Annotated in this window: 26 protein-coding genes and 1 tRNA gene; 11 read left to right on the top strand and 16 right to left on the bottom strand. The window is 63.2% G+C overall.

From position 1 onward, the window contains the following. Nucleotides 1-2 precede the first annotated feature (2 nt). Nucleotides 3-833 carry a fumarylacetoacetate hydrolase family protein gene (locus tag E7681_RS11355; RefSeq protein WP_136339419.1) on the bottom strand — a complete coding sequence of 277 codons (831 nt, stop codon included), beginning with the start codon at nt 831-833 and terminating at the stop codon, nt 3-5. A 117-nt stretch (nt 834-950) separates the two neighbouring features. Here E7681_RS11355 and E7681_RS11350 point away from each other — a divergent pair, with 117 nt between their 5' ends. Beyond that, nucleotides 951-2,771, top strand: coding sequence for a M3 family oligoendopeptidase (locus E7681_RS11350; RefSeq protein WP_136339418.1), 1,821 nt, complete (start codon nt 951-953; stop codon nt 2,769-2,771). 71 nt (nt 2,772-2,842) lie between these two features. On the opposite strand, the gene E7681_RS11345 is transcribed toward E7681_RS11350, so the two are convergent. After that, a complete protein-coding gene (locus E7681_RS11345; protein WP_136339417.1) occupies nt 2,843-3,112 on the bottom strand; it encodes a DksA/TraR family C4-type zinc finger protein in 270 nt (89 codons plus the stop codon). Between the two features lie 122 nt (nt 3,113-3,234). Between E7681_RS11345 and E7681_RS11340 the strand changes: the two genes are divergently transcribed. Then, the gene (locus tag E7681_RS11340) at nt 3,235-4,422 is read left to right on the top strand and encodes a dipeptidase (RefSeq protein WP_136339416.1); all 1,188 of its coding nucleotides are present in this window, start codon (nt 3,235-3,237) and stop codon (nt 4,420-4,422) included. A gap of 71 nt (nt 4,423-4,493) precedes the next feature. Here E7681_RS11340 and E7681_RS11335 read toward each other — a convergent pair whose 3' ends face one another. Then, nucleotides 4,494-4,796: a DUF4389 domain-containing protein gene (locus E7681_RS11335; protein WP_136339415.1), complete on the bottom strand. Its 303-nt coding sequence runs from the start codon at nt 4,794-4,796 to the stop codon at nt 4,494-4,496. Between the two features lie 47 nt (nt 4,797-4,843). Next, complete coding sequence (gene rpoH / locus E7681_RS11330) at nt 4,844-5,737, bottom strand: RNA polymerase sigma factor RpoH (protein WP_136339414.1); 894 nt, start codon at nt 5,735-5,737, stop codon at nt 4,844-4,846. Between the two features lie 228 nt (nt 5,738-5,965). Between rpoH and E7681_RS11325 the strand changes: the two genes are divergently transcribed. Continuing rightward, nucleotides 5,966-6,586 carry a DUF4386 domain-containing protein gene (locus E7681_RS11325; RefSeq protein WP_136339413.1) on the top strand — a complete coding sequence of 207 codons (621 nt, stop codon included), beginning with the start codon at nt 5,966-5,968 and terminating at the stop codon, nt 6,584-6,586. On the opposite strand, the gene E7681_RS11320 is transcribed toward E7681_RS11325, so the two are convergent. Further along, nucleotides 6,583-7,608 carry an RluA family pseudouridine synthase gene (locus E7681_RS11320; protein WP_136339412.1) on the bottom strand — a complete coding sequence of 342 codons (1,026 nt, stop codon included), beginning with the start codon at nt 7,606-7,608 and terminating at the stop codon, nt 6,583-6,585. The genes E7681_RS11325 and E7681_RS11320 overlap by 4 nt on opposite strands. Between E7681_RS11320 and E7681_RS11315 the strand changes: the two genes are divergently transcribed. After that, nucleotides 7,598-7,906 (top strand): DUF6476 family protein, encoded by a 309-nt coding sequence (locus E7681_RS11315; protein ID WP_246032466.1) that lies wholly within the window; start codon nt 7,598-7,600, stop codon nt 7,904-7,906. The genes E7681_RS11320 and E7681_RS11315 overlap by 11 nt on opposite strands. Nucleotides 7,907-7,915: 9 nt before the next feature. Here E7681_RS11315 and E7681_RS11310 read toward each other — a convergent pair. Beyond that, nucleotides 7,916-7,992 (bottom strand) — tRNA-His (locus tag E7681_RS11310). An 80-nt stretch (nt 7,993-8,072) separates the two neighbouring features. Continuing rightward, nucleotides 8,073-8,555 (bottom strand): GNAT family N-acetyltransferase, encoded by a 483-nt coding sequence (locus E7681_RS11305; protein WP_136339411.1) that lies wholly within the window; start codon nt 8,553-8,555, stop codon nt 8,073-8,075. A gap of 77 nt (nt 8,556-8,632) precedes the next feature. On the opposite strand from E7681_RS11305, the gene E7681_RS11300 reads away from it, so the two are divergent. Further along, nucleotides 8,633-8,821, top strand: a complete 189-nt coding sequence (locus tag E7681_RS11300) for a DUF6324 family protein (RefSeq protein WP_136339410.1) — start codon at nt 8,633-8,635, stop codon at nt 8,819-8,821. Here the strand turns inward: E7681_RS11300 and E7681_RS11295 are convergent, their stop codons facing one another. The 8 genes from E7681_RS11295 to E7681_RS11260 all read right to left on the bottom strand — a co-directional run bounded on the left by E7681_RS11295 (nt 8,822) and on the right by E7681_RS11260 (nt 16,486). Next, nucleotides 8,822-9,253, bottom strand: coding sequence for an MmcB family DNA repair protein (locus E7681_RS11295; protein ID WP_136339409.1), 432 nt, complete (start codon nt 9,251-9,253; stop codon nt 8,822-8,824). Between the two features lie 291 nt (nt 9,254-9,544). Beyond that, complete coding sequence (locus E7681_RS11290) at nt 9,545-9,874, bottom strand: hypothetical protein (RefSeq protein ID WP_136339408.1); 330 nt, start codon at nt 9,872-9,874, stop codon at nt 9,545-9,547. Between the two features lie 173 nt (nt 9,875-10,047). Further along, the gene (gene nusB, locus E7681_RS11285; protein WP_136339407.1) at nt 10,048-10,542 is read right to left on the bottom strand and encodes a transcription antitermination factor NusB; all 495 of its coding nucleotides are present in this window, start codon (nt 10,540-10,542) and stop codon (nt 10,048-10,050) included. Continuing rightward, nucleotides 10,539-11,090, bottom strand: coding sequence for a 6,7-dimethyl-8-ribityllumazine synthase (locus E7681_RS11280; RefSeq protein WP_136339406.1), 552 nt, complete (start codon nt 11,088-11,090; stop codon nt 10,539-10,541). The genes nusB and E7681_RS11280 overlap by 4 nt, the downstream gene beginning before the upstream one ends. A 3-nt stretch (nt 11,091-11,093) precedes the next feature. Next, a complete protein-coding gene (gene ribB / locus E7681_RS11275; protein WP_136339405.1) occupies nt 11,094-12,224 on the bottom strand; it encodes a 3,4-dihydroxy-2-butanone-4-phosphate synthase in 1,131 nt (376 codons plus the stop codon). Between the two features lie 96 nt (nt 12,225-12,320). Then, nucleotides 12,321-12,941: an NYN domain-containing protein gene (locus tag E7681_RS11270; RefSeq protein WP_136339404.1), complete on the bottom strand. Its 621-nt coding sequence runs from the start codon at nt 12,939-12,941 to the stop codon at nt 12,321-12,323. Between the two features lie 77 nt (nt 12,942-13,018). Beyond that, entirely contained in the window at nt 13,019-13,984 is a 966-nt protein-coding gene (locus tag E7681_RS11265; protein ID WP_136339403.1) for an MBL fold metallo-hydrolase, read from the bottom strand. 237 nt (nt 13,985-14,221) lie between these two features. After that, nucleotides 14,222-16,486, bottom strand: coding sequence for an adenosylcobalamin-dependent ribonucleoside-diphosphate reductase (locus tag E7681_RS11260; protein ID WP_136339402.1), 2,265 nt, complete (start codon nt 16,484-16,486; stop codon nt 14,222-14,224). A gap of 183 nt (nt 16,487-16,669) precedes the next feature. Here E7681_RS11260 and E7681_RS11255 point away from each other — a divergent pair, with 183 nt between their 5' ends. The 5 genes from E7681_RS11255 (at nt 16,670) to hisG (ending at nt 21,808) form a co-directional block, all read left to right on the top strand. After that, nucleotides 16,670-17,101: a DUF1489 family protein gene (locus tag E7681_RS11255; protein WP_136339401.1), complete on the top strand. Its 432-nt coding sequence runs from the start codon at nt 16,670-16,672 to the stop codon at nt 17,099-17,101. 95 nt (nt 17,102-17,196) lie between these two features. Then, a complete protein-coding gene (locus E7681_RS11250) occupies nt 17,197-18,462 on the top strand; it encodes a SulP family inorganic anion transporter (protein WP_136339400.1) in 1,266 nt (421 codons plus the stop codon). 87 nt (nt 18,463-18,549) lie between these two features. Continuing rightward, complete coding sequence (gene hisS, locus E7681_RS11245; RefSeq protein WP_136339399.1) at nt 18,550-20,034, top strand: histidine--tRNA ligase; 1,485 nt, start codon at nt 18,550-18,552, stop codon at nt 20,032-20,034. Then, nucleotides 20,031-21,116 (top strand): ATP phosphoribosyltransferase regulatory subunit, encoded by a 1,086-nt coding sequence (locus E7681_RS11240; RefSeq protein ID WP_136339677.1) that lies wholly within the window; start codon nt 20,031-20,033, stop codon nt 21,114-21,116. The genes hisS and E7681_RS11240 overlap by 4 nt, the downstream gene beginning before the upstream one ends. Next, nucleotides 21,113-21,808 (top strand): ATP phosphoribosyltransferase, encoded by a 696-nt coding sequence (gene hisG, locus E7681_RS11235; protein WP_136339398.1) that lies wholly within the window; start codon nt 21,113-21,115, stop codon nt 21,806-21,808. Before E7681_RS11240 ends, hisG begins: the two co-directional genes overlap by 4 nt. Nucleotides 21,809-21,833: 25 nt before the next feature. Here the strand turns inward: hisG and E7681_RS11230 are convergent, their stop codons facing one another. Next, nucleotides 21,834-22,634, bottom strand: coding sequence for a crotonase/enoyl-CoA hydratase family protein (locus E7681_RS11230; RefSeq protein ID WP_136339397.1), 801 nt, complete (start codon nt 22,632-22,634; stop codon nt 21,834-21,836). Between the two features lie 112 nt (nt 22,635-22,746). Between E7681_RS11230 and E7681_RS11225 the strand changes: the two genes are divergently transcribed. Next, entirely contained in the window at nt 22,747-22,941 is a 195-nt protein-coding gene (locus tag E7681_RS11225) for a SlyX family protein (protein WP_136339396.1), read from the top strand. The last annotated feature ends 3 nt before the right edge of the window (nt 22,942-22,944 follow it).

Here is a 22,944-nt window from a genome sequence, read left to right as displayed (position 1 = left end):
TCTTACGCGTCCTGCTGGACCTCTTGCCGCTGGCTGCCCAGCCCTTCGATCCGCAGCTCCATCACATCGCCGGCCTTCAGGAATAGCGGCGGTTTCATCCCCATCCCGACACCCGGAGGCGTCCCGGTGGCGATCACGTCGCCCGGATGCAGGCTCATCATCTCTGACAGATGCTCGATGATCTGTGCGACAGTGAAAATCATCGACGAGGTATTCCCGCGCTGCGCCTTCTGGCCGTTCAGGTCCAGCTCCAGCGACAGGTTCTGCGGGTCGGCGACGTCATCGCGGCTGACCAGCCACGGCCCCACCGGCCCGAAGGTGTCGCAGCTTTTGCCCTTGGTCCACTGGCCGCCACGCTCGGTCTGGAACGCGCGCTCGGACACGTCGTTGACGATTGTGTAGCCGGCAACGTAATCCAGCGCATCCTCTGCCTTCACGTATTTCGCGTGCTTGCCGATGACGACGCCCAGCTCGACTTCCCAATCCGACTTCAGCGAATTGCGCGGGATCGAGACCGGATCGTTCGGCCCGCTCAGTGCGCTGAGCGCCTTCATGAACACGATGGGTTCGACAGGGATCGCCATGCCCGCCTCTTCGGCGTGGTCGCGGTAGTTCAGGCCGATGCAGACCAGCTTGCCGATGCCCGCAACGGGCACGCCCAGACGCGGATTGCCGTCGACCAGCGGCAAGGTTTCCGGGTCCACTTGCGGCAGGTCGCCCAGCACCGCGCCCGACAGATCGGCCACGACACCCGACAGGTCGCGCACACGGCCTGCTGCATCCAGAACGCCGGGCTTCTCGGCCCCCGGCTGACCGTAACGAACATAACGCATCTCACCCCTCCTTGGTTGCTCGGCGCCACTCTAACCGCCCATGTGGCGCGCACAAGCACTTGAGGCGGGCGACACGGGGGCCTATGTCTGACGGGCAGACAAACCAAGAGGTGTTTCATGTTCCAGCTTCCCTTCCCCGTGCGCGATGCCAATGCCGGGTCCGGCTCCAAGGATCTGGGCGATCTGCCGGAATGGGATCTGAGCGATCTGTATGCGTCCGAGGATGCGCCGGAGCTCAAGGCCGATCTGGACTGGCTGGAAACCGAATGCGCCGCATTCGCCGCCGATTACGAGGGCAAGCTGGACACGCTGGACGCCGAGGGCCTGCTGGCTTGCGTGAAGCGCAACGAGATGATCAGCACCAAGGCCGGGCGCGTCATGTCCTTTGCCGGCCTGCGCTATTACCAGCTGACGCTGGACGCGACGCGGGCGAAATTCATGTCCGATTGTCAGGAAAAGATCACCAACTTCACCACCCCGCTGGTGTTCTTCACGCTGGAACTGAACCGGCTGGAAGACGCCAAGCTGGACGCCATGTTTGCCGCCAATGCCGAACTGGCGCGCTACAAGCCCGTGTTCGACCGCATCCGCGCGATGAAGCCCTATCAGCTGTCCGACGAGATGGAAAAATTCCTGCACGATCTGGGCGTGGTCGGGGACGCGTGGGAGAAGCTGTTCGATGAAACCATCGCCGGACTGGAATTCGTGGTGGACGGCGACGAACTGAACATCGAAGGCACACTGAACCTGCTGACCGAGCAGGACCGCTCCAAACGCGAGGCAGCGGCCCGCGAGCTGGCCGATGTGTTCGCCGCGAATATCAAGACCTTTGCCCGTGTCCACAACACGCAGGCCAAGGAAAAAGAGGTCATCGACCGCTGGCGCAAGATGCCCTCGGCCCAGACCGGCCGCCACCTGTCCAACGATGTGGAGCCCGAAGTGGTCGAGGCTCTGCGCAACGCCGTTGTCGCCGCCTACCCGCGCCTGTCGCACCGCTATTACGAGCTGAAGCGCAAATGGCTGGGTCTGGACAAGATGCAGGTCTGGGACCGCAACGCGCCCCTGCCGATGGAGGACACCCGCGTTGTCGGCTGGACCGCGGCCAAGGACATCGTGATGGAGGCCTACAACGCTTTTGACCCACGCATGGGGCAGATCGCGCAGCCGTTCTTTGACAAGGGCTGGATCGACGCAGGCGTGAAGCCCGGCAAGGCCCCGGGTGCGTTTGCGCATCCGACCGTGACCGAGGTGCACCCCTACGTGATGCTCAACTACCTGGGCAAACCGCGCGACGTGATGACCCTGGCGCACGAGCTGGGCCACGGTGTCCACCAGGTTCTAGCCGCAGATCAGGGCGAAATGCTGTCCTCGACCCCTCTGACGCTGGCGGAAACCGCCTCGGTATTCGGCGAGATGCTGACTTTCCGGAAGATGCTGGAAAAAGCCAAATCCAAGGCCGAGCGCAAGGTGATGCTGGCCGGTAAGGTCGAGGACATGATCAACACGGTCGTCCGCCAGATCGCGTTCTACGACTTTGAATGCAAACTGCACGCCGCGCGCCGCCAAGGCGAGCTGACGCCTGAGGACATCAACGATCTGTGGATGTCCGTGCAGGCCGAAAGCCTGGGGCCGTCGTTCGAGTTCATGGACGGGTACGAAACCTTCTGGGCCTATATCCCGCATTTCGTGCACTCGCCCTTTTACGTCTACGCCTATGCCTTCGGCGACGGGCTGGTGAACGCGCTCTACGCCGCCTATGAGGCCGCGCCCGACGGATTCCAGGACAAGTATTTCGACCTGCTGAAAGCGGGCGGATCGAAGCACCACAAGGAACTGCTGGCCCCGTTCGGGCTGGATGCGTCGGACCCCAGCTTCTGGGACAAGGGCCTGTCGATGATCGAAGGCTTCATCGACGAGTTGGAAGCGATGGAAGAGTGATCAAAGGCGCGACCCGGAATTTTTGAAACATTCCGGACAAAATTCTTTGAAAGAATTTTGTACCGCCGCGCTTACTTCAACTGACTGTCCTTCGAGCCCCGCCGGTTGATCCCCGCGCGGGGCTTGTACGTTGCATCCCGCTCCTGCTGGCAGTCGATGCAGAGTTTCACGCCCGGGATCGCGACACGCCGGGCCTGCGGGATTTCCTCCTCGCAATCGGCGCAATGGGTCAGGCTTTCGCCGACAGGCTGACGCTTGGCTTTCAGTCGGGCCAACTCATCGGCGATCGAGGCTTCGATCTGTTCGTTCACAGCGCCGTCGCGCGACCAACCTCCGGCCATGTTCACTCTCCCTGCATATCCGTTCAGGATAGACCGATTGCCGAGTGACGCAAGCGGCGCCACGTCATGCTTGGGGGAATCATCCTCGATTGCGTACCGTTTGCGAAACCGAGGAGGGTGTCATGAGGACTTTTGGTAAGTGGTTGGGGCGGTTGCTCTTTGCCGTCATCGTTCTGGCGGGGCTGGGGCTAGTCGGGTTCTGGATTTTTGGGCCGGGCATCGCGGGAAGCCGCATGAACAACGTCGTCGCGCATGACCCGTATCCGGTGTCCTCTGACGGGGCTGCCCTGCATGACACGCTGATCGTAGGCGACTGGCATGCCGACAGCCTGTTGTGGAAACGTGATCTGACCGAGCGCGGCAGCTACGGCCAAGTTGACCTGCCGCGCCTGCGCGAGGGCGGCGTTTCCGTGCAGGTTTTCACCGCGGTGACGAAATCGCCCGCCGGTTTGAACTATGACCAGAACAGCGCTGAGGCGTTCGACAACATTACCCTTTTGGCCTTTGGTCAGCTTTGGCCGATCCGCACGTGGCAAAGCCTGCTGGAGCGCGCGCTTTATCAGGCCGAAAAGCTGCACGGATTTGCCACCAAGGAGCCGCATCATCTGAAAGTCGTCACCTCCGAGGCCGATCTGGACGAGGTGCTGGCGCGCCGCGCCAAGGGTGAACAGGTCGTTGCCGGCATTCTAGGCATCGAAGGCGCGCACCCGTTGGAGGGCAAGCTGGAGAACCTGGATCGCTTGCAGGCGGCGGGCTATCGGCTGATCGGGTTGCAGCATTTCTTTGACAACGAACTGGGCGGATCACTGCATGGCGAAGGCAATCACGGGCTGAGCGAATTTGGCCGTCAGGTCGTGGCAGAGGTTGCAAAGCGCGGCCTGATCCTGGACGTGGCGCATTCCAGCCCGCAGGTCGTGCGCGACGTGCTGGATATGGTGGACATCCCGGTCGTGCTGTCGCACTCGGGCATCCACGCCCATTGCCCGGTCAAGCGCAACATTCCCGACGAGTTGATGCAACGGATTGCCGGAACCGGTGGAGTGATCGGGATGGGATATTGGGCCGAGGTCGCCTGTGACGAGATCACTCCGAAAGGCATCGCCAAGATGATCGTCGCCGCGATCGCGACGGTGGGCGAGGATCACGTCTCGTTGGGCTCGGATTTCGATGGCTCGGTGGAGACGGCGTTCGACACGTCGGAGCTGCCGGCGTTGACCAGTGAATTGTTGGCGGCCGGGCTGAGCGAGGGACAGATCCGCAAGGTCATGGGTGAGAACATGCTGCGGGTGCTGCGCGCGCGGCTGGAGTGAGGCGATACAGGGCTGAGGCTGGGGGTTTCACCCCCAGACCCCCAGAGTATTTGGCGTCAGAAAGAAACAGGTCAGTCCAGCTCGGTCCAAGGCCATGGTTTGACGTTGCTGGCGGCAGTCATGTAACGCACGGCCTTGGCCATCCAGACCCCCAGATCGGTGCCGAAATTGGCGAGGTTCTCGTTCGGGGCGCCTTTGTTCAAAGCCATGATGATGATCTGGATCAGCGTCAGCGCGCCCAGGATGGTTTGCGTGACACTCATCATAGCGCCAATAAGCAGGGTGTGGACGATGCGCATCAGCATCCCCTCGCCCTGATCGGGTTCGAACTGTTCGCCGTGAATGCGGCCGCTGAGTTTGTCTTCGTCGGTCATAATGCACCTATTTGAAATGGGACCGGCCCCGCGTGGGGCCGGTTGGGTCAGGCAGAGGTGAGCATGCCCTTTTCGGAGGCAAGCTCGCGCATGCGTTTTTGCAGCTTTTCGAATGCGCGCACCTCGATCTGCCGGATGCGTTCGCGGCTGACGTCATACTGCGTGCTAAGGTCTTCGAGGGTGACGTTTTCCTCGGCCAAACGGCGCTGGACCAGAATGTCACGCTCGCGCTCGTTCAGCACGCTCATGGCTTCGGCCAGCAACTCGCGGCGGGCGTCCATCTCGTCGCGCTCGGCATAGGCGGTGGCCTGGTCGGCGTCTTCGTCCTCCAGCCAGTCTTGCCACTGCATCGAGCCGTCCTCGGACCCGACCGTCGCGTTCAGCGATGCGTCGCCGCCCGACAGGCGGCGGTTCATGCTGATCACTTCGTCCTCGGTCACGCCAAGATCGGTGGCGATACGGGCGACATTTTCGGGGCGCAGGTCGCCCTCCTCCAGCGCGCCGATGCGGGCCTTGGCCTTGCGCAGGTTGAAGAACAGTTTCTTCTGTGCCGAGGTGGTGCCCAGCTTCACCAGCGACCACGAGCGCAGGATGTATTCCTGGATCGAGGCGCGGATCCACCACATCGCATAGGTCGCCAGACGGAACCCTTTTTCCGGGTCAAAGCGTTTGACCGCCTGCATCAGGCCAACGTTCGCTTCCGAGATCACCTCAGATTGCGGAAGGCCGTAGCCGCGATAGCCCATCGCGATCTTGGCGGCCAGGCGCAGGTGGCTGGTGACCATCTTGTGAGCGGCCTCGGTGTCCTCTTGCTCGACCCAGCGTTTGGCCAGCATGTATTCCTCTTCGGGCTCCAGCATCGGAAACTTGCGGATTTCCTGCAGATAGCGGTTCAGGCCGTTCTCGGCCGAAGGCACCGGAAGATTTGCGTAGTTGCTCAAGCTCTTGTCCCTCCCAATGTTTAGGGGCTTAACATTCACATAGGAGACGTCGCGCAGCGTTTCAAGCCCCGGGTTCGTCACTTTACTAACGGAATATTGTGTCCGTTCCGTCGCAGGACGAGGGTTGTGACAGTGCGCTCACGCGCATGTGCTGTTTGTTGCAGTTCGCACGCGAAGATGGATTTTTTTGATCATGCGGTCAATAAAGATGCCGAACGGAGGCCCGACATGAAAGAGTTTACCACATCGGCCCGATTTGCGGGCCTGCTGTATCTGGGGATCATCATGCTGGGGATCGGGGCCGAGGCTGGATTGCGCGGTCCGCTGATTGCCTGGTCCGACCCTGAGGCGACCCGATCTGCGTTGGCGGCGCATGAGCCCCTGTTCCGCCTATCGATCTTGGCGGATCTGGGCATGGCGGTTCTGGATATTGCGCTGGCCGTGGTATTTTTCAGGATGCTGCGTGCTGTGAACCCGCAGCTTTCGCTGATGGCAATGGTGTTTCGCCTGATGCAGGCCGCTGTGATCGCGGGCAACGTGATGATGCTGTTTGCGGCGCTGCAGGGCGATCCCCTGCCCTGGCTGGAACGACATGCCGCCGGATACGATCTGGGGCTGCTGTTCTTTGCCGTGAACACGCTGATCATGGCGCGGTTGCTGAGGGGGCTTGCGCCGCGCTGGATATGCTGGGCACTGGGCGCTGCGGGGATGGTCTACGCATTTGGCAGCATCACGCGGTTCGTCGCCCCAGACGTGAACGCACTGATGCAACCCGCCTATCTGGTGCCCGTGATCGCCGAGGTGTCGCTGATGCTGTGGCTGCTGATCTGGGCGCCACGCCAGACCTAGCCGCGCATCACCGCAAGCAGATCCAGCATGTCTTGCGGCATCGGCGCCTCAAAGCGCATCTGCTCGCCCGTCACGGGGTGTTCGAACCCCAGCACGGCCGCATGGAGCGCCTGACGGGGAAAATCCTTCACCGCCTCCAGCGCCGCGTCAGGCAGCGCCTTTTGCGCCAGTTTGCGCCGCCCGCCATAGGTCTGATCCCCGATCAGCGCATGCCCCGCATGGGCCATATGGACGCGGATCTGGTGGGTGCGCCCGGTTTCCAGCCAACATTCCACCAGCGCGGCCACAGGGGGCGTCCCAAACGGCTCTACAATCCGGACACGGGTCACCGCGTGGCGGCCATTCTCGAAATACACCGCCTGACGCTGGCGGTCGGATTTGTGCCGCGCCAGATGAGTGGTGATCTTCATGATGTTGCCCGGCTCGAAATTGACGCCGCGCACGCCACGCAGACGCGGATCGTTGGCGTCGGGCACGCCGTAGCAAACCGCCTGGTAATACCGCTCGGCGGTGTGGGCCTTGAACTGGGCTGCCAGCCCGTGATGCGCCTTGTCCGACTTGGCCACCACAAGCACGCCGCTGGTGTCCTTGTCGATCCGGTGCACGATGCCGGGGCGCTTTTCGCCGCCCACGCCGGACAGGCTGTCGCCGCAATGAAACATCAGCGCATTTGCCAGCGTCCCGGTAGGCGAGCCTGGCGCCGGATGCACCACCATCCCCGCCGGTTTGTCGATCACGATCAGGTCGTCATCCTCGTAGACGATGACCAGTGGGATATCCTCGGGGATCAGATCGCTTTCCTCGGCCTCGGGGACGATGACCTCGATCAGGTCACCCTCTTCGACTTTGCCCTTGGGGTTTGTGACCACCTCGCCGTTCAGCCAGACCTCGCCCGCTTCGATCAGCTTGGCCAGCCGCGTGCGCGACAGAGAGGCTTCTTCTGGCGCATCGCGGGAAATCGCCTTATCAAGACGCCCAGGCGGGTCCGCCTGAATGCGAAAGGACAAGCGGTTGTCAGACATCGACGATTCCCCTCAGCCGGTCGAACCGGCGCTGTTGAAATTCCTGAAGGTGCTGGTCACCATCCTGACCGTCACCATGATTGCGGGCGTTGTAACCATCGTGGTGCTGATTGTCATCCGCTACCGTCAGACTCCGCCCGACTTCCCGACCGTATTGACCCTGCCCCCCGGCACCACGCCCGAGGCCTATACCCAAACCAAAAGCTGGTACGCCATCGTCACCGAGGATGACCGCGTCCTGATCTACAGCCGTGCCACCAACAAACTGGTGCGCGAGATCACGTTAGAGCAGCAATAAGGGGGAAGATGGTACCGCCTCCCTGGCTTGAACAGGGGACCTCTGGATCCACAATCCAGCGCTCTAACCAACTGAGCTAAGGCGGCACTGGTGGGCGATTTATCCCCCCCGGTTTGGGATTGCAAGAGGCTTTGGTCAGAAATCTGTCACAACCTCCGATCCCGGATCAGAGCGTGACGCTCCACATCTGTTCGACCACATCGACGCCGAAACTGCGTGTGGGAACCGAACTGTCCAGCACCCAGCCATGCGCCGCATAAAGGGCGCAGGCCGCGCGGTGGCTTTCGTGGGTCCACAGCTCCATCCGAGAGTAGCCCCGTGCCCGCGCCCAGTCCATGCAGGCGCTCAGCAGACGGTGCCCCAGCCCCTGCCCCCGCGCTTGCGGCAACAGCAGGAAAAGCCGCAACTTGGCCGTCTGGTCGTCCTTGCGGACGCAAAACACGCTGCCCAGCTGTTCCCCGTCCTGCTCGGCGATCCAAGCCCGATCGAATTGCGGGTCGCGGTTGCGGATGTAGGCGGCCAGAATCTCGGCCACCGTCGCCTCAAAGGTCTCGTCGAACCCCTCGTCGCGCGCATAAAGCAGCCCGTGCTGGCCGATCAGCCAGCCCGCATCACCGATTTCCAGATCTCGTAGCGTGATTTCCGTCATGGTGACAGCATGCGCAGGCGGGCCTTGCCAATCAAGCCCGGAAAAGTTAGCTGGAAAAGGATCAAAGGAGGCCGACCATGGGCATCAACACCGAACGCGACATCGAAGCCAACCTGCAGATCGGCCCCACGACCGACGGTATGGTCCGCCTGTTCATCGAGGCGAAGGGCATCGAGATCCCCATGGACTTCGATCCTGAAGAGGCCGAGGAAATCGCCGAGGAAATTCTGGCCGCCGCAAAGGCCGCCGCCGCGATGAAACGCTGATCAGACCCGCGGATCGCGAAACGCCTGCAATCGCCGCGCGGCGTGGGTGGCGAACTTGTGCGTCAGCACCTTACGCCGCGCCGCCGGCACCTTTGTTTCCGGCCCCATGCGAATGATTTCGGCGCTGTACTGATCCGCGATGATCAGCCCGGTTTCCTGCGGCAGCAAATCCGTCGGGAACTCGGAATCCACCGCCCAGAAATACCGGTCACCCCATTCCAGATAGCCCTGCCACTTGTTGTCCGACTGGAAATCGGCGCGGCTGGACTTGCACTCGATCACCCACAGCTCGCCCTTGGGGCCCAGGCCCATCACGTCGATCCGCAATCCGCGCGAGGGCACGAACTCCTCGACCGAGACGAACCCATAGCCCAGCAGGTGGCGGGAAACGCCACGCGCCAGCAGCTGTCCGGGTTGCATCAGGTCATCCATGCCGTCAGATTATGAACAAATCATGAACATATGCAAGCCCTTGTCGGATGGCCCGCCGCATACTAGATAGCGGATTGGCGGGTGCTGCTCTTCTCGTGACACGGTTGCATTCCGGTGGCCTTAAGCAATTCCGAGGGAGCTGGCTCTGTTCTGGCCCTGGCCTGATTACCTGGCGCCCACCTGTATATACAGGTCCTCGGGAATGAGATAACCCCACGGTTGCTGCGGGCCCGCCACAACGAAAAACGCCGGCCCTTTCGGGTCGGCGTTTTTGTTTCCGATAACCAAGGGTCAGCGGCGATGCAGCGGCGACTTGGCTTTGGCTTCCTGACGGATGGGGACCATGCGGGTCATGTCGACACGAATCGGGTCACGACGACCACCGCTGCCGCCCTCGTCGTCATCCTTCATGCGCATGATCGCGATTGCGAATTGCACGCCTGCAAAGACGATCCCGTTGGCAAACCACAGGATGAAAACGGCCAGCAGACCGCTGGAGGAATGCGACACCAGATGCCACAGGTTCGCCACGTTGAAATACAAGAGCATCGCCACGAAAGCGGCGGCAATTCCAAAGCCGATCAGAACCTGGGTGATGTAAAGACGGATGAGTTTGGGCATCTGGCAGCTCCCTCATGAACTCTTGAAAAGAGTATAGATCAAGGAAACCGCGCAACAAGGGGGAAGCCCCTGCCCTGCGCCATTATGTGCCGATTTCGCGATATCTTGCGCAAGAAACCTTCGTGAACGTCGGTTTTCGGCGCGGGTTTCAGCACCGCGCGCCGAAAAGGGGGTCAGAACGACTCGGGTCGGGCTTCGCGGGCCATGTGATCCAGAACGGCGTTCACGAACTTCGGCTCTTTGCCTTCGGGAAAGAACGCGCGGGCCACGTCAACGTATTCGGTGATGACCACCTTGGGCGGGGCATCGCCTTCGGTCATCTCGGCCCCGGCGGCGCGGAACAGGGCGCGCAGGGTCGGGTCGATGCGCCCGATGGGCCATTTGGCAACCAGCGCGCGGTCGGTCATCTGGTCGATCTTGACCTGCCAGTTCACCGCGTCGCGCATGGTTTTCTGGAACAGCGGCACGTCGCCTTCCTGCATTTCGTCGCCTTCGTAGCTGGCGCCGAAACGGTGATCCAGGAATTCGACGATCACCTTGTCCACGGTCTGGCCGGACTGCTCCATCTGGAACAGCGCCTGCACCGCATAAAGCCGCGAGGCCGAGCGCATCTTGCGCTTTGCGTTATTCGACAGGTTCGACGGCTTGTCTGCGAAGTCAGTGCTCATGCCTTGGGGTTATCCTTGAGTTCACCAGCCAGCTTGTATTCCTCGGCGGCGGGAACGAATCCCACCCCCTTCCGCTGGGCGCCCCACTTACGGCTGAGCGCGATCAGATGCAAGGCCGCAGCCGCAGCACCGCCACCTTTGTTCTGATCCGCCGGATCGGCGCGGACCTCGGCCTGTTTGCGGTTCTCCACGGTCAGGATGCCGTTGCCGATGCACAAGCCCTGCAAGCCCAGCAGCTGGATGGCACGGCTCGAGTCATTGCACACCGTGTCGTAATGCGTCGTCTCGCCCCGGATCACGCAGCCAAGCGCGACGTAGCCGTCAAAGTTGGACATACGTTCGGCGATACCGATGGCGGTCGGGATTTCCAGCGCGCCGGGCACTTCGATCAGATCCCAAGTGCCGCCGCAGGCTTCGATCTCGGCCTTGGCGCCGGCGATCATGTTGTCGGCGATGTCCTTGTAATAGGGCGACACGACGATCAGCAGCTTGACCGGCTTATCAAAGCTGGGGCGCGGCAGGATGTAGTGGCTTTCATGTCCGGCCATGGCTCAGTCCTTCAGAATGGGGCGGGTGCCGACGATCGAGATATCGAACGCATCCAGACCCACATATTTCGTGCGCGGGCTGTCGGTCAGCAGGATCAGTTCCTTCAGGCCCAGTTTCGACAGCATCTGCGCGCCCAGACCGATCTGCTTGATCGTTTTCACGCCTTCTTCTTCGCGAGCATAAAGCGCGTGGCGCGGCTGGCGGAACAGGCACACGACGCCACGGCCTTCGGCGGCAATCGCCTCCATCGCGCGGGGCAGCTGTTTCGAGGACTTCGGCCCAAGGCCCAGAATATCGGTCGCCTCATGCAAGGCATGGGTGCGAGTCAGCACGGGTTCCGAGGTGGTGATGTCGCCCTTGATCATGACGACATGTTCCACACCGTGGGTCTGGTCGGTGTAGATCACCAGCTCCCACTCGCCACCGAATTCCGAGGTCACGGTCCGGCGCGAGGTTTCCACAACCAGGTTGTCATTGCGCGAGCGGTACTTGATCAGATCCGAGATCGTGCCGATCAGCATGTTGTGCTGCTTGGCGAACTCGACCAGGTCGGGCAGACGGGCCATGGTGCCATCTTCCTTCATGATCTCGCAGATCACGGCGCTGGGGTTCAGCCCGGCCAGACGAGAGATGTCCACGGACGCCTCGGTATGACCAGCGCGCACCAGCACGCCGCCGCGCTTGGCCCGCAGCGGGAAGACGTGGCCGGGGGTGGCCAGGCTTTTCATCGTGTTCTGTTCGTTGATCGCGGTGGCGATGGTCAGCGCACGGTCCCCGGCGGAAATGCCGGTGCTGACACCCTCGCGCGCCTCGATCGAGACGGTGAACGCGGTCTCATGCCGGGACGAGTTGTTCACGGCCATCATCGGCAGGCCCAGACGGTCGATCCGCTCGGCGGTCATCGGCAGGCAAATCAGCCCGCGGCCATGCGTGGCCATGAAGTTGATCGCCTTGGCATCGGCAAATTCGGCAGCGATGACCAGATCGCCTTCGTTCTCGCGGTCCTCGTGATCAACCAGAATGTACATCTGGCCCTCGCGGGCGGCCTCGATGATGTCTTCGATCGGGCTGATCGCGTCGCGCAGGCTGGCCTCAACGGCGCCGGGCGTTTCAAAGGCGGTGCTTTCGGACATGGGTCCCCCAATTCGCGGCTTCCCCAGCCGAATACCCCACGGGGACCGCGTTGACCAGAGCCTACGCGGCGTTCCACATACCCTGTGCGGCATTGCCTATAGCAGGGAAATCCTTGTCTGCGGCCCCGCCCCGGTGATCGCATAAAGTTTCGGGCGCGCCTCGAAATACTTGCGCCAGGATTTTTCGGCCACGTCCGCAAGGGTGATCGCGTGGCGCTTGCGGATTTCGGGGTTCACCTGCCCGATCGACAATCCGTCCGGCATGATGCTGAACACATGCGCGATGGCCTTGTCGATCTCAGTTGATTTCGCCTCGATCCGAACCCAGAGCGAGCAGGATTTGCGAAAGGTTTCCGGGGCCTTGCCTTCGCCCGCGCCAATCACCAACACTCCGCGTTCGCGCAGATGCGTCGCCAGATGGCTGAAATCCCCGTCCGAACTGGCAATCACGAACACATCGGCCTGCGCGTCGTGGAAAATCTGCATCGCCTCGATGGTCAGCAACAGATCAGCGGCATTCTTGCCCTGCCCCGCATGGACCAGCCGCAATCCCGGCGCAGCATCCCAACCCGGGACACGCGCCGCATTGCCATAGACGCGCTTGATAGTGACGCATCCATGTTGCGCAGCCTCGGACAGAAGCTTGCCCGCATAGCCCGAGCTGACATTTTCCCCATCCACCAAAAGCGCCACACGCGCTGTACCAGATGCGCTCATACCGGTCTTGTCTCCATTACTTCGAAACACCTATGACGGGTGTTTTTGGCGAAATAATGGAGCAAAGCGAGAAATCGTCAGAATTGCCAGAGGGCGGGAACGAAACTAAAACTGTCCCCCTCGCGAAGGACATGACCGACGCCAGGGAACGGGAAGTGGTAGCCCAAAACCGCGATCCGGTCGGCGGCACACATGTCCAGCATCCGGGTGCGCGTGGCGACGGTCTGCTCACCATCGTGATCGGTTCCGTTATACCAAGTCGGCCGCTGGAAGCTGAGATAGGCATGAGTCATGCAATCCCCCAGCGCGATCAACTGCTTGCCGCCATCCTCCAACACCACGCTCATGTGGCCGGGCGTATGGCCGGGGGTGTGGATGACACGCACACCGGGCACGATCTCGTCCCCATCCTGCACCAGGTTCCACTCCAGCCCATCGGCATTGATCGAGTTGACCGCCCCCAGCACGAACTGCTGCTCGGTCGGCTCGACCTTGTTCACCAGATCGTCCTGCAACCAGTAGTCACGCTCGACCTGACCCAGGAAATACTGCGCATCGGGAAAGATCGGCTCGTCGAAATCGTCGCGGATACCCCAGATGTGATCGGGATGGGCATGCGTGATGACCACATGCGTGATCGAGGCCGGATCAACCCCCGCCGCCTGCATATTCGCGGTCAACTTGCCCACCGTGTCAAAAAACCGGCTGCCCGAGCCGACATCGACCAGGATCACCGCGTCACCCTTTTCGATCAGCAGGTGATTGGTGTGCGAATACCCCATGTCGGGCGACAGGAAATGCTGCTCCAGAAAGGCTTTCACCTCGGCAGGATCGGCATTCACGCCGGTGCCACCGGCAGGCAGGCTGAAAAAGCCGTCGGACAGAATGGTCAGCTTGGTCTCGCCCAGCGTGAACCGAAAATGCGCCGGGTTCCCGCCCATCGGCGCCCCCAGTTGCGCGCGCACGGCAGCAGGCATTGCAAAGGCCGGAGCGATTGCGGCCAGTTTCAGAATCTCGCGGCGGCTGGGTTTGAAAAATGTCATTAGCGCCTCCCTTTTGCCAAAGGATAGCGCGCGCCCACGCTAACGCAATACAATTTTTGAATATGTCTGAATTGGGGGCCTGCCCCCAAACCCCCGGAGTATTTCATTCAGAAAGAAACCAGCTTCTTCTTGACGGAAATACTCCGGGGGTTTGGGGCAGCGCCCCAAGACTCGAGGCACCGGCCCGAAGGCCGGTGACGAGATATCAAGCGCGCGCGGAACGCGCGCTCAATCGGATCAACCGCACTTGGAGTGGCCGCAGCTGCCGCAGGTCATGCAGCCTTCGACCATGCGCATGTCGAACTGACCGCAGCTGGGGCAGGCCTTGCCGCGCGGGGCGTTGTCCAGGTTCACCACCTGTTTCTGCGGGTCGGACTTCAGGCCCATGCCTTCGCCCTCGATGAAACCGATACGGATCAGGTGTTGCTCGATCACGCCGCCGATCGCTGCCAGGATCGAGGGGATGTACTTGCCCTGCATCCAGGCGCCGCCGCGTGGGTCGAACACGGCTTTCAGCTCTTCGACGACAAAGGACACGTCCCCGCCCCGACGGAACACGGCCGAGATCATCCGGGTCAGAGCCAGCGTCCAAGCGTAGTGCTCCATGTTCTTGGAATTGATGAACACCTCGAACGGGCGGCGGTGGCCGTTGATCAGGATGTCGTTGATGGTCAGGTAGATCGCGTGCTCCGAATCCGGCCAGCGCAGTTTGTAAGTGTGGCCTTCCAGCGCCTGCGGGCGGTCCAGCGGTTCGGCCATGTAGATGACCTCGGCGCCGGTATCGGCCTCGGGGGCCTTCTCGCTGCTTTCGCTGACCGACAGGACCGAGCCAGTCACGTCATTCGGGCGATAGGTGGTGCAGCCTTTGCAGCCGCTCTCGAACGCCGACATGTAGACGTCCTTGAACGCCTCGAAGCTGATGTCCTCGGGGCAGTTGATGGTCTTCGAGATCGAGCTGTCGACCCATTTCTGTGCTGCCGCCTGCATCTTGACGTGGGCCAGCGGGGCCAGCGTCTGGGCGTTCACGAAATAGCCCGGCAGCGGGGCGTCGCCGAATTTGTCGCGCCACATCTGCACGGCGTAATCGACCACCTCTTCCTCTGTGCGCGAGCCGTCCTTTTGCAGCACCTTGCGGGTGTAGGCATAGGCAAAGACCGGCTCGATCCCCGAGGACACGTTACCCGCGTACAGGCTGATCGTCCCGGTCGGTGCGATCGAGGTCAGCAGCGCGTTGCGGATGCCGTGGCTGCGGATTGCCTCGCGCACGTCGTCATCCATCTGAATCATGTTGCCCGAGGCCAGGTATTTCTCGGCGTCGAACAGCGGGAAGGCGCCCTTTTCCTTGGCCAGATCGACCGACGCCAGATACGACGCCCGCGCGATCAGTTTCAGCCATTCCTCGGCCTTGGCGGCGGCGGCGTCAGTGCCGTATTCCAGCCCCACCATCAGCAGCGCGTCGGCCAGGCCGGTCACACCCAGACCGATGCGGCGCTTGTTCTGCGCCTCTTCGGCCTGCTGCGGCAGCGGGAAGTTCGAGGCATCCACCACGTTGTCCATCATCCGCACGGCGGTGCGCACCAGATCGTCCAGTGCGGCCATGTCGATGCCGGCGTCCTTGTCGAACGGGTTCTTCACCAGACGCGCCAGGTTGATCGAGCCCAGCAGGCACGCGCCATAGGGCGGCAGGGGCTGCTCGCCGCAGGGGTTGGTGGCGGCGATGGTTTCCACGTAGGACAGGTTGTTGGCCTTGTTGATGCGGTCGATAAAGATCACGCCCGGCTCGGCGAAGTCATAGGTTGACTTCATGATCTTGTTCCACAGGTCACGCGCCTGCAGCGTGTGGTAGATCTTGCCGCCGTATTGCAGATCCCACGGGCCGTCGGCCTTGACCGCCTCCATGAAGGGGTCGGTGACCAGAACGGACAGGTTGAACATGCGCAGGCGGGCGCTGTCGGATTTGGCGGTGATGAACTGCTCGATATCGGGGTGGTCGCAGCGCATGGTGGCCATCATCGCACCACGGCGGCTGCCTGCCGACATGATCGTCCGGCACATCGCATCCCACACATCCATGAAGCTCAGCGGGCCCGAGGCATCCGCCGCCACGCCTGCCACCGGTGCACCCTTGGGCCGGATCGTGCTAAAGTCATAGCCGATGCCGCCGCCCTGCTGCATGGTCAGCGCTGCTTCTTTCAGCATGTCAAAGATGCCGCCCATGCTGTCGGGGATCGTGCCCATGACGAAGCAGTTGAACAGCGTCACCTTGCGGCCGGTGCCGGCGCCTGCGGTGATACGGCCTGCGGGCAGGTATTTGAAATCTTCCAGCGCCGAGAAGAACTTTGCCTCCCAGACTTCCGGTTCTTTTTCCACCTGTGCCAGGGACCGCGCGATTCGCCGCCAAGTATCCTCGACCGTACGGTCGACGGGGGTGCCATCGGCCTCTTTCAGTCGGTACTTCATATCCCAGATCTGTTCGGAAATGGGGGCAGCAAAACGGGTCATGGTGGCTATCCTGTTGGTTCAGAGTGTTTTATTGTTCGGATGGTTCCGGTCGCCCCGCAGCAGAGCGTTCCCGGAAGGCTTCCCAGACTAGTCATATTGATTGCACTGGTCAACGGGTAAGAGAGCATTAACTACTGCATATTGTGGCTTGCCACATACGCACACACCACCTACAGGTCAGGCATGCCCAAACACGTCAACCTCATCAAGCTCAGCGTCGGCACCGAAAACGTCGAGGATCTGGCCGCATGGCAGGCCCTGCCACAGGCGCAGACCGCCGACGGGCTGCCGCGTCACATCACCCGCATGTGGCCCAAGCGCGAGGACGAGGTGCTGGGCGGCGGCTCGATCTACTGGGTGATCAAGGGCGTCGTTCAATGCCGCCAGCGCATCCTGCGGCTGGACGAGGTGCAGGGCAGCGATGGCATCCGCCGCTGCGCCATCGTGCTGGAGCCCGAGTTGCATCGTACGGTTTTGGCCCAAAAACGTCCGTTCCAGGGCTGGCGCTACCTCAAGCCCGAGGACACCCCCGCCGACCTGCCGCGTGGCCGCGTGGCCGAGGAACCGCTGCCGCCGGAACTTTCTGCAGCTCTGGCCGAAATCGGCGTTCTCTGAGCCGGAAATTTCCTTGATTTGAGAGCGTTGGCAGCGCAGCATCGGGGCATTCATCCCCATGCCGCCCGCATTTCCGGGCCACCCCAGAGAATGCCATGTTCCGACCTCAGGTCCTGAGCAGTATTGCAACCTATGACCGCTCCACATTTCGCGCCGATCTGCTGGCGGGGATCACCGTTGCGATGGTCGCCCTGCCGCTGTCGCTGGCGATCGCCATCGCCTCGGGCGCGTCCCCGGCGCAGGGGCTGGTGACGGCGGTTGTCGCTGGGTTCCTGATCTCGGCGCTGGGGGGCAGCCATGTGCAGATCGGCGGACCAACCGGGGCGTTCATCGTCGTCGTCGCCGGGGTGATCGCCAAACATGGCTACGACGGGCTGGTGCTGGCCACGCTGATGGCCGGGGTCATCCTGCTGATCGCTGGTCGCCTGAAGGCGGGCGCGCTGATCGCCCATATCCCCGAGGCGGTCATCAACGGCTTTACCATCGGGATCGCGCTGATCATCGGGTTCAGCCAGCTCAAGGACCTGATGGGTCTGACGCCGGAACACGACGCCGCCGATCTGATCCACAAGATCCCCGCCTTGTGGGCCGCGCGCGACACGCTGAACCCCTGGGCGCTGGCCATCGGGCTAGGCACGATGGTGCTGATCGTGGCCTTCCGCCGCGCCGCCCCGCGCCTGCCGGGGCTGATCGTTGCCGTGGCGATTGGGTCCGGCGTTGTGGTACTGGCGGGCCTGCCGGTCGAGACCATTGCAGATCGTTTCGGCGCCCTGCCGTCCTCTTTGCCGACACCACAACTGCCCCATGTCACGCTGGAACGGCTGCAAGAGCTGCTCCCCTCGGCGCTGGTCATCGCCTTTCTGGCGGGGGTGGAATCGCTCTTGTCCGCCATCGTCGCCGACCGAATGACCGACCACCACCACAAACCCAATGCCGAGCTGGTGGCGCAGGGCGCGGCCAACGTCGCCTCGGCCCTGTTCATGGGGCTGCCTGCGACCGGGGCCATCGCCCGCACTGCCACCAACATCCGCGCCGGGGGGCAGACGCCGGTGGCCGGGATGATCCACGCGCTGGTGATCTGGGGCATGATGGCCGTCGCCGCCCCGCTGGCTGGCGCGATGGCCCTGCCCGCCATGTCCGCCCTGCTGATCCTGACCGCCTGGAACATGTCCGAGCCGCACAAATGGCGCGGCTACATGGCCGAGCGCCCCTCGGACCGGGTTCTGCTGATCCTCACGCTGGTGCTGACCGTGCTGGTAGACCTGACTGTCGCCATCGGCACCGGCGTCGCCTTGGGCCTGGCTCTGCGCCTGCGCCGTCGCGGCGCAGACCCGCAACACTGGGACCCGCGCGAACATTGATTCCGGGGCGCGGCCAAGCTGCTCCTTGCCCCTTTGGGCTGCATTGGGTAGACGCGGGCACGAATTCATTGGCAAGGACCAAAAGCGATGGCCAAAGAGAAGAAAGCCCCCCGCCCCAAGGCCGAGACGCCCAAGGGTTTCCGCGACTATTTCGGCGCCGAGGTGACCGAGCGCACCCAGATGCTGCATCAGATCGCCGGGGTCTATCATCGCTATGGCTTTGACGCGCTGGAAAGCAGCGCCGTGGAAACCGTCGAGGCGCTGGGAAAATTCCTGCCCGACGTGGACCGCCCGAACGAAGGCGTCTTTGCCTGGCAAGAGGCGGACGAGGACGGCAATGGCGATTGGCTGGCCCTGCGCTATGACCTGACCGCGCCCTTGGCCCGCGTCTACGCCCAGCACCGCAACGACCTGCCGACCCCCTACCGCCGCTACGCGATGGGCCCGGTCTGGCGCAACGAAAAGCCCGGCCCCGGCCGATTCCGCCAGTTCTATCAATGCGATGCGGACACGGTGGGCGCGGCTTCGGTCGCGGCGGATGCCGAGATCTGCTCGATGCTGTCGGACACGCTGGAAACCGTGGGCATTCCACGCGGCGACTACATCGTGCGCGTCAACAACCGTAAGGTTCTGAACGGCGTGCTAGAGGCGATGGGCCTAGGCGAGAACGCCGATCACGACGCCGTCCTGCGCACCATCGACAAGTTCGACAAGGTGGGCGAGCAAGGCGTGCGCGAGCTGCTGACCAAGGGCCGTCTGGACGCCTCGGGCGCGTTCATCGACGGGGTTGGCCTGTCGGATGATCAGGCCGAACCGGTGATCGCCTTCCTGACCTCGAAAGCTGCCGATGCTGCCGGAACGCTGGCCAATCTGCGCGCCGCCGTAGGGGGCTCGAAAATCGGTCAGACCGGGATTGAAGAGCTGGAAACCATCGCCGAGCTGGTGCAGGCGCAGGGCTACGGCGCGGACCGGATCGACATCGACCCCTCGGTAGTGCGCGGCCTGGGCTATTACACCGGCCCCGTGTTCGAGGCCGAGCTGACCTTTGAAATCTTCGACGAAAAGGGCCGCAAGCGTCAGTTCGGCTCGGTCTCGGGCGGCGGGCGTTACGACGATCTGGTCAAACGCTTCACCGGGCAGGAAGTGCCCGCCACCGGCGTGTCTATTGGCGTCGATCGCCTGCTGGCCGCCCTGCGCGAAAAGGGTCGCATCCAGTCTCAGGCCACCGGCCCCGTCGTCGTCACCGTGATGGACCGCGACCGCATGGCGGATTATCAAGCCATCGTCGCCGAGTTGCGCAACGCCGGCATCCGGGCAGAGGTTTATCTGGGCAACCCCAAGAACTTCGGCAACCAGCTGAAATACGCGGACAAGCGCAACAGCCCTGTCGCCGTGATCGAAGGCGGCGATGAAAAGGCGCGCGGCGTGGTGCAGATCAAGGACCTGATCCTGGGCGCCAAGATCGCGGCCAATGCGACGCTCGAAGAGTGGAAGGAACGCCCCAGCCAGTACGAAGTGCCGCGCTCCGAGCTGATCGCCAAGGTGCGCGAAATTCTGGAAGGGCAGGACTGATGGAACGAGCCGCCATCCGCGCCCGGGCCGCCGCCCTGCGCGCCCAGTTCGAGGCCGAGGGGGCTCAGGTCGTCGAAACCGCGATCCTGCAACCGGCCGACACCCTGCTGGATCTGTACGGCGAGGACATCCGGGCCCGCGCCTATGTGACCTCGGACGCGCTGCGCGGCGAGCAGATGCTGCGCCCCGATTTCACCGTGCCGGTCGTGCAGATGCACATGGCCCACGGCGCCGAACCCGCGCGCTACACCTACTCGGGCGAGGTGTTTCGCCGTCAGGAAGACGACGCCGACCGCGCCAACGAATACACGCAGGTGGGCTACGAGGTGTTCGACCGGGAAAACCCGGCCGATGCCGATGCCGAGGTGTTCTCGTTCATCCTGCGCGCGCTTGGCGATGCGCCTTTGCGTGCTGCGACCGGGGATATCGGCGTTCTGATGGCCGCCGTCAGCGGGCTGAACACGACCGAGGCCCGCAAGGCCGCGCTGCGCCGCCATATCTGGCATCCGCGCCGGTTCCGCGCCCTGATCGACCGCTATTCGGGCCGCAGCCCGGTGCCGCCGTCCCGCGCCGCCCTGCTGGCCGCCAACGATCCCTTTGCCGACAGCGCGCCGGATATCGGCCTGCGCTCGCGCGCCGAGGTCGAGACCCGGATCGCCACGCTGAAGGCCGATGCCGAAGCCGCGCCGATCGGGGACAACGAAGTGGCGCTGCTGGACGCGATCCTGTCGGTGCGCGAAAGCCTGCCCTACGCGCTGGAGCGCCTGCGCGACATCGCCGTGGACATGCCTGCAATAAACCCCGCCGTCGCCCGTGTCGCGGACCGGATGAAGGCACTGCAAAAGCGCGGTGTCGATGTGGAACGGCTGGATTTCGAAGCCAGCTATGGCCGCACCTCGATGGAATATTATGACGGCTTCGTCTTTGGCTTTTACGCCGAGGGCCGCGCCGATCTACCTGCAGTTGCGACCGGCGGGCGCTATGACGCGCTGACCCGCGTGCTGGGTCAGGGCACCGAGATTCCGGCCGTGGGCGGCGTGATCCGCCCCGGCCTGCTGATGGCACTGGAGGCAGACAAATGAGCGTCAAGCTGGGTGTTCCCTCCAAGGGCCGTCTGATGGAAAAGACGTTCGAGTGGTTCGGCGAACGGGGCGTGACGCTGTCGCGCACCGGCTCGGACCGCGAATATGCCGGCGCGGTGGATGGCGTGGACGGTGTCGAACTGGTGCTGCTGTCGGCGGGCGAAATCCCGCGTGAACTGGCCGCCGGGCGCATCCATCTGGGCGTCACCGGCACTGATCTGGTGCGCGAAAAGCTGGGCCAGTGGGATCAACAGGTCGAGGAACTGGCCGAGCTGGGCTTTGGCCACGCCGACCTGATCATCGCCGTCCCCGGCGCCTGGGTTGATGTTGACACGCTGGACGATCTGGACGCGGCGGCGGCTGCCTTCCGGGCCAAGCACGGGTTCCGCCTGCGCATCGCCACGAAATACCACCGGCTGGTGCGGGAATTCCTGCGCGACAACGGTGTGGCCGATTATCAACTGGTCGACAGCCAGGGCGCGACCGAAGGCACCGTCAAGAACGAGACCGCCGAGGCCGTGGCCGACATCACCTCGACCGGGGACACGCTGCGCGCCAACCACCTGAAAATCCTGTCGGACGGGCTGATCCTGAAGTCGCAGGCGACGCTGTTCCGCTCGCGCAAGGCCCCGATGGACGAGGCGGAACGTACCGCCATGAAACAGCTGTGCAAGCTGCTGAAGGTGGACTGAGGGCGGCCCTTTCGCCGCCCTTTCCTCAGATTTCCTCGAACGAGCCGCCGCGTCCCTTGCCCGATGCAAAGCGCGCGGCCCCCGACTGCCCCTCGGCCGCAAAAACCCCGGCCGAGGCCCATTCCCGACGCAGTGACGCGCCCAAATCCGCCGCAGACGGGCGCGCGGACAGGTGATCAGCGCGCATGCACAGCTGCGGAAGGCGCACCAGACTTTCGGCCAGCTCAAGTGCCGTGGCCAACGCCCCGCCATGCGGGGCCACGCGGTTGACCAGCCCCATCGCCGACGCCTCGGAGGCGCCAACGGCACGGCCGGTCAGCACCATATCATTCGCCCGTCCCTGACCGATGATCGCGGGCAGGCGCACGGTGCCGCCGTCGATCAGCGGCACCCCCCAGCGGCGGCAATAGACGCCGAACGTTGCATCCTCGGCGGCGACGCGCAGATCGCACCAGATCGCCAGTTCCAACCCGCCCGCGACGGCGAAGCCTTCGACCGCAGCGATCACGGGCTTTGACAGCATCAGGCGCGTGGGGCCCATCGGGCCCGGCATCGGGTCGGTCCGGGGGTTCCAGCCCTCGGGAATGTCCAGCGCGCCGACCCATTCCCCGCCCGAACCATCCGCCGCCGTCTTCAGATCGAACCCGGCGCAGAACGTTCCCCCTGCCCCGGTCAGAATGGCGACATCCACGGCCTCGTCTGCGTCAAACTCGCGGAACGCGGCATACAAGGCCTGCGCCGTTGCGGGATTGACCGCATTTCTGGCCTGCACGCGATCGATCATGACCACGCGGACGCGGCCCTCGTCCCTGATTTGAATGCTCATTCGTGCTCCTCCCGGCGCGTACCCTGCTACAGGTTTTCATACCGGGCAAGTCGCATGGGGATTTCCCGGATATCCCCCCCGTGCTAAGAGCGCGCACAACCCGGAGGCCCCGATGACCGAGATCGAAGAGAAACTGGCGCACCTGATCCGCACCGTGGACGACCTGTCCGACATGATCGCCAAGCAGCAGAAAACCATCGACCTGATGGAACGCCGCGTGCAGTTGCTGATGGAGCGCGCCGCCATGCAAGAGGCCGACCAAGGCAGCTATATCTACACCGGGCCTGAAAAACCGCCGCATTACTGAGGG

Origin of the sequence: Thalassobius vesicularis (genome assembly GCF_004799325.1) — a bacterium.
In the GTDB taxonomy this organism is placed as follows: Bacteria; Pseudomonadota; Alphaproteobacteria; order Rhodobacterales; family Rhodobacteraceae; genus Thalassobius; species Thalassobius vesicularis.
Note: the sequence above shows the minus strand (reverse complement) of the source record. Positions and strands in the feature narration are given on the sequence as shown.

Coding starts and splice junctions, on each gene's coding strand:
- E7681_RS11340 (WP_136339416.1), top strand. CDS start 3,235: ATGAGGACTTTTGGTAAGTGGTTGGGGCGGTTGCTCTTTGCCGTCATC.
- E7681_RS11355 (WP_136339419.1), bottom strand. CDS start 833: ATGCGTTATGTTCGTTACGGTCAGCCGGGGGCCGAGAAGCCCGGCGTT.
- nusB (WP_136339407.1), bottom strand. CDS start 10,542: ATGAGCACTGACTTCGCAGACAAGCCGTCGAACCTGTCGAATAACGCA.
- E7681_RS11225 (WP_136339396.1), top strand. CDS start 22,747: ATGACCGAGATCGAAGAGAAACTGGCGCACCTGATCCGCACCGTGGAC.
- hisS (WP_136339399.1), top strand. CDS start 18,550: ATGGCCAAAGAGAAGAAAGCCCCCCGCCCCAAGGCCGAGACGCCCAAG.
- E7681_RS11280 (WP_136339406.1), bottom strand. CDS start 11,090: ATGGCCGGACATGAAAGCCACTACATCCTGCCGCGCCCCAGCTTTGAT.
- E7681_RS11265 (WP_136339403.1), bottom strand. CDS start 13,984: ATGACATTTTTCAAACCCAGCCGCCGCGAGATTCTGAAACTGGCCGCA.
- hisG (WP_136339398.1), top strand. CDS start 21,113: ATGAGCGTCAAGCTGGGTGTTCCCTCCAAGGGCCGTCTGATGGAAAAG.
- E7681_RS11250 (WP_136339400.1), top strand. CDS start 17,197: ATGTTCCGACCTCAGGTCCTGAGCAGTATTGCAACCTATGACCGCTCC.
- E7681_RS11345 (WP_136339417.1), bottom strand. CDS start 3,112: ATGGCCGGAGGTTGGTCGCGCGACGGCGCTGTGAACGAACAGATCGAA.
- E7681_RS11325 (WP_136339413.1), top strand. CDS start 5,966: ATGAAAGAGTTTACCACATCGGCCCGATTTGCGGGCCTGCTGTATCTG.
- ribB (WP_136339405.1), bottom strand. CDS start 12,224: ATGTCCGAAAGCACCGCCTTTGAAACGCCCGGCGCCGTTGAGGCCAGC.
- E7681_RS11270 (WP_136339404.1), bottom strand. CDS start 12,941: ATGAGCGCATCTGGTACAGCGCGTGTGGCGCTTTTGGTGGATGGGGAA.
- E7681_RS11290 (WP_136339408.1), bottom strand. CDS start 9,874: ATGCCCAAACTCATCCGTCTTTACATCACCCAGGTTCTGATCGGCTTT.
- E7681_RS11335 (WP_136339415.1), bottom strand. CDS start 4,796: ATGACCGACGAAGACAAACTCAGCGGCCGCATTCACGGCGAACAGTTC.
- E7681_RS11295 (WP_136339409.1), bottom strand. CDS start 9,253: ATGGATGACCTGATGCAACCCGGACAGCTGCTGGCGCGTGGCGTTTCC.
- E7681_RS11230 (WP_136339397.1), bottom strand. CDS start 22,634: ATGAGCATTCAAATCAGGGACGAGGGCCGCGTCCGCGTGGTCATGATC.
- E7681_RS11320 (WP_136339412.1), bottom strand. CDS start 7,608: ATGTCTGACAACCGCTTGTCCTTTCGCATTCAGGCGGACCCGCCTGGG.
- E7681_RS11260 (WP_136339402.1), bottom strand. CDS start 16,486: ATGACCCGTTTTGCTGCCCCCATTTCCGAACAGATCTGGGATATGAAG.
- E7681_RS11255 (WP_136339401.1), top strand. CDS start 16,670: ATGCCCAAACACGTCAACCTCATCAAGCTCAGCGTCGGCACCGAAAAC.
- E7681_RS11305 (WP_136339411.1), bottom strand. CDS start 8,555: ATGACGGAAATCACGCTACGAGATCTGGAAATCGGTGATGCGGGCTGG.
- E7681_RS11300 (WP_136339410.1), top strand. CDS start 8,633: ATGGGCATCAACACCGAACGCGACATCGAAGCCAACCTGCAGATCGGC.
- E7681_RS11350 (WP_136339418.1), top strand. CDS start 951: ATGTTCCAGCTTCCCTTCCCCGTGCGCGATGCCAATGCCGGGTCCGGC.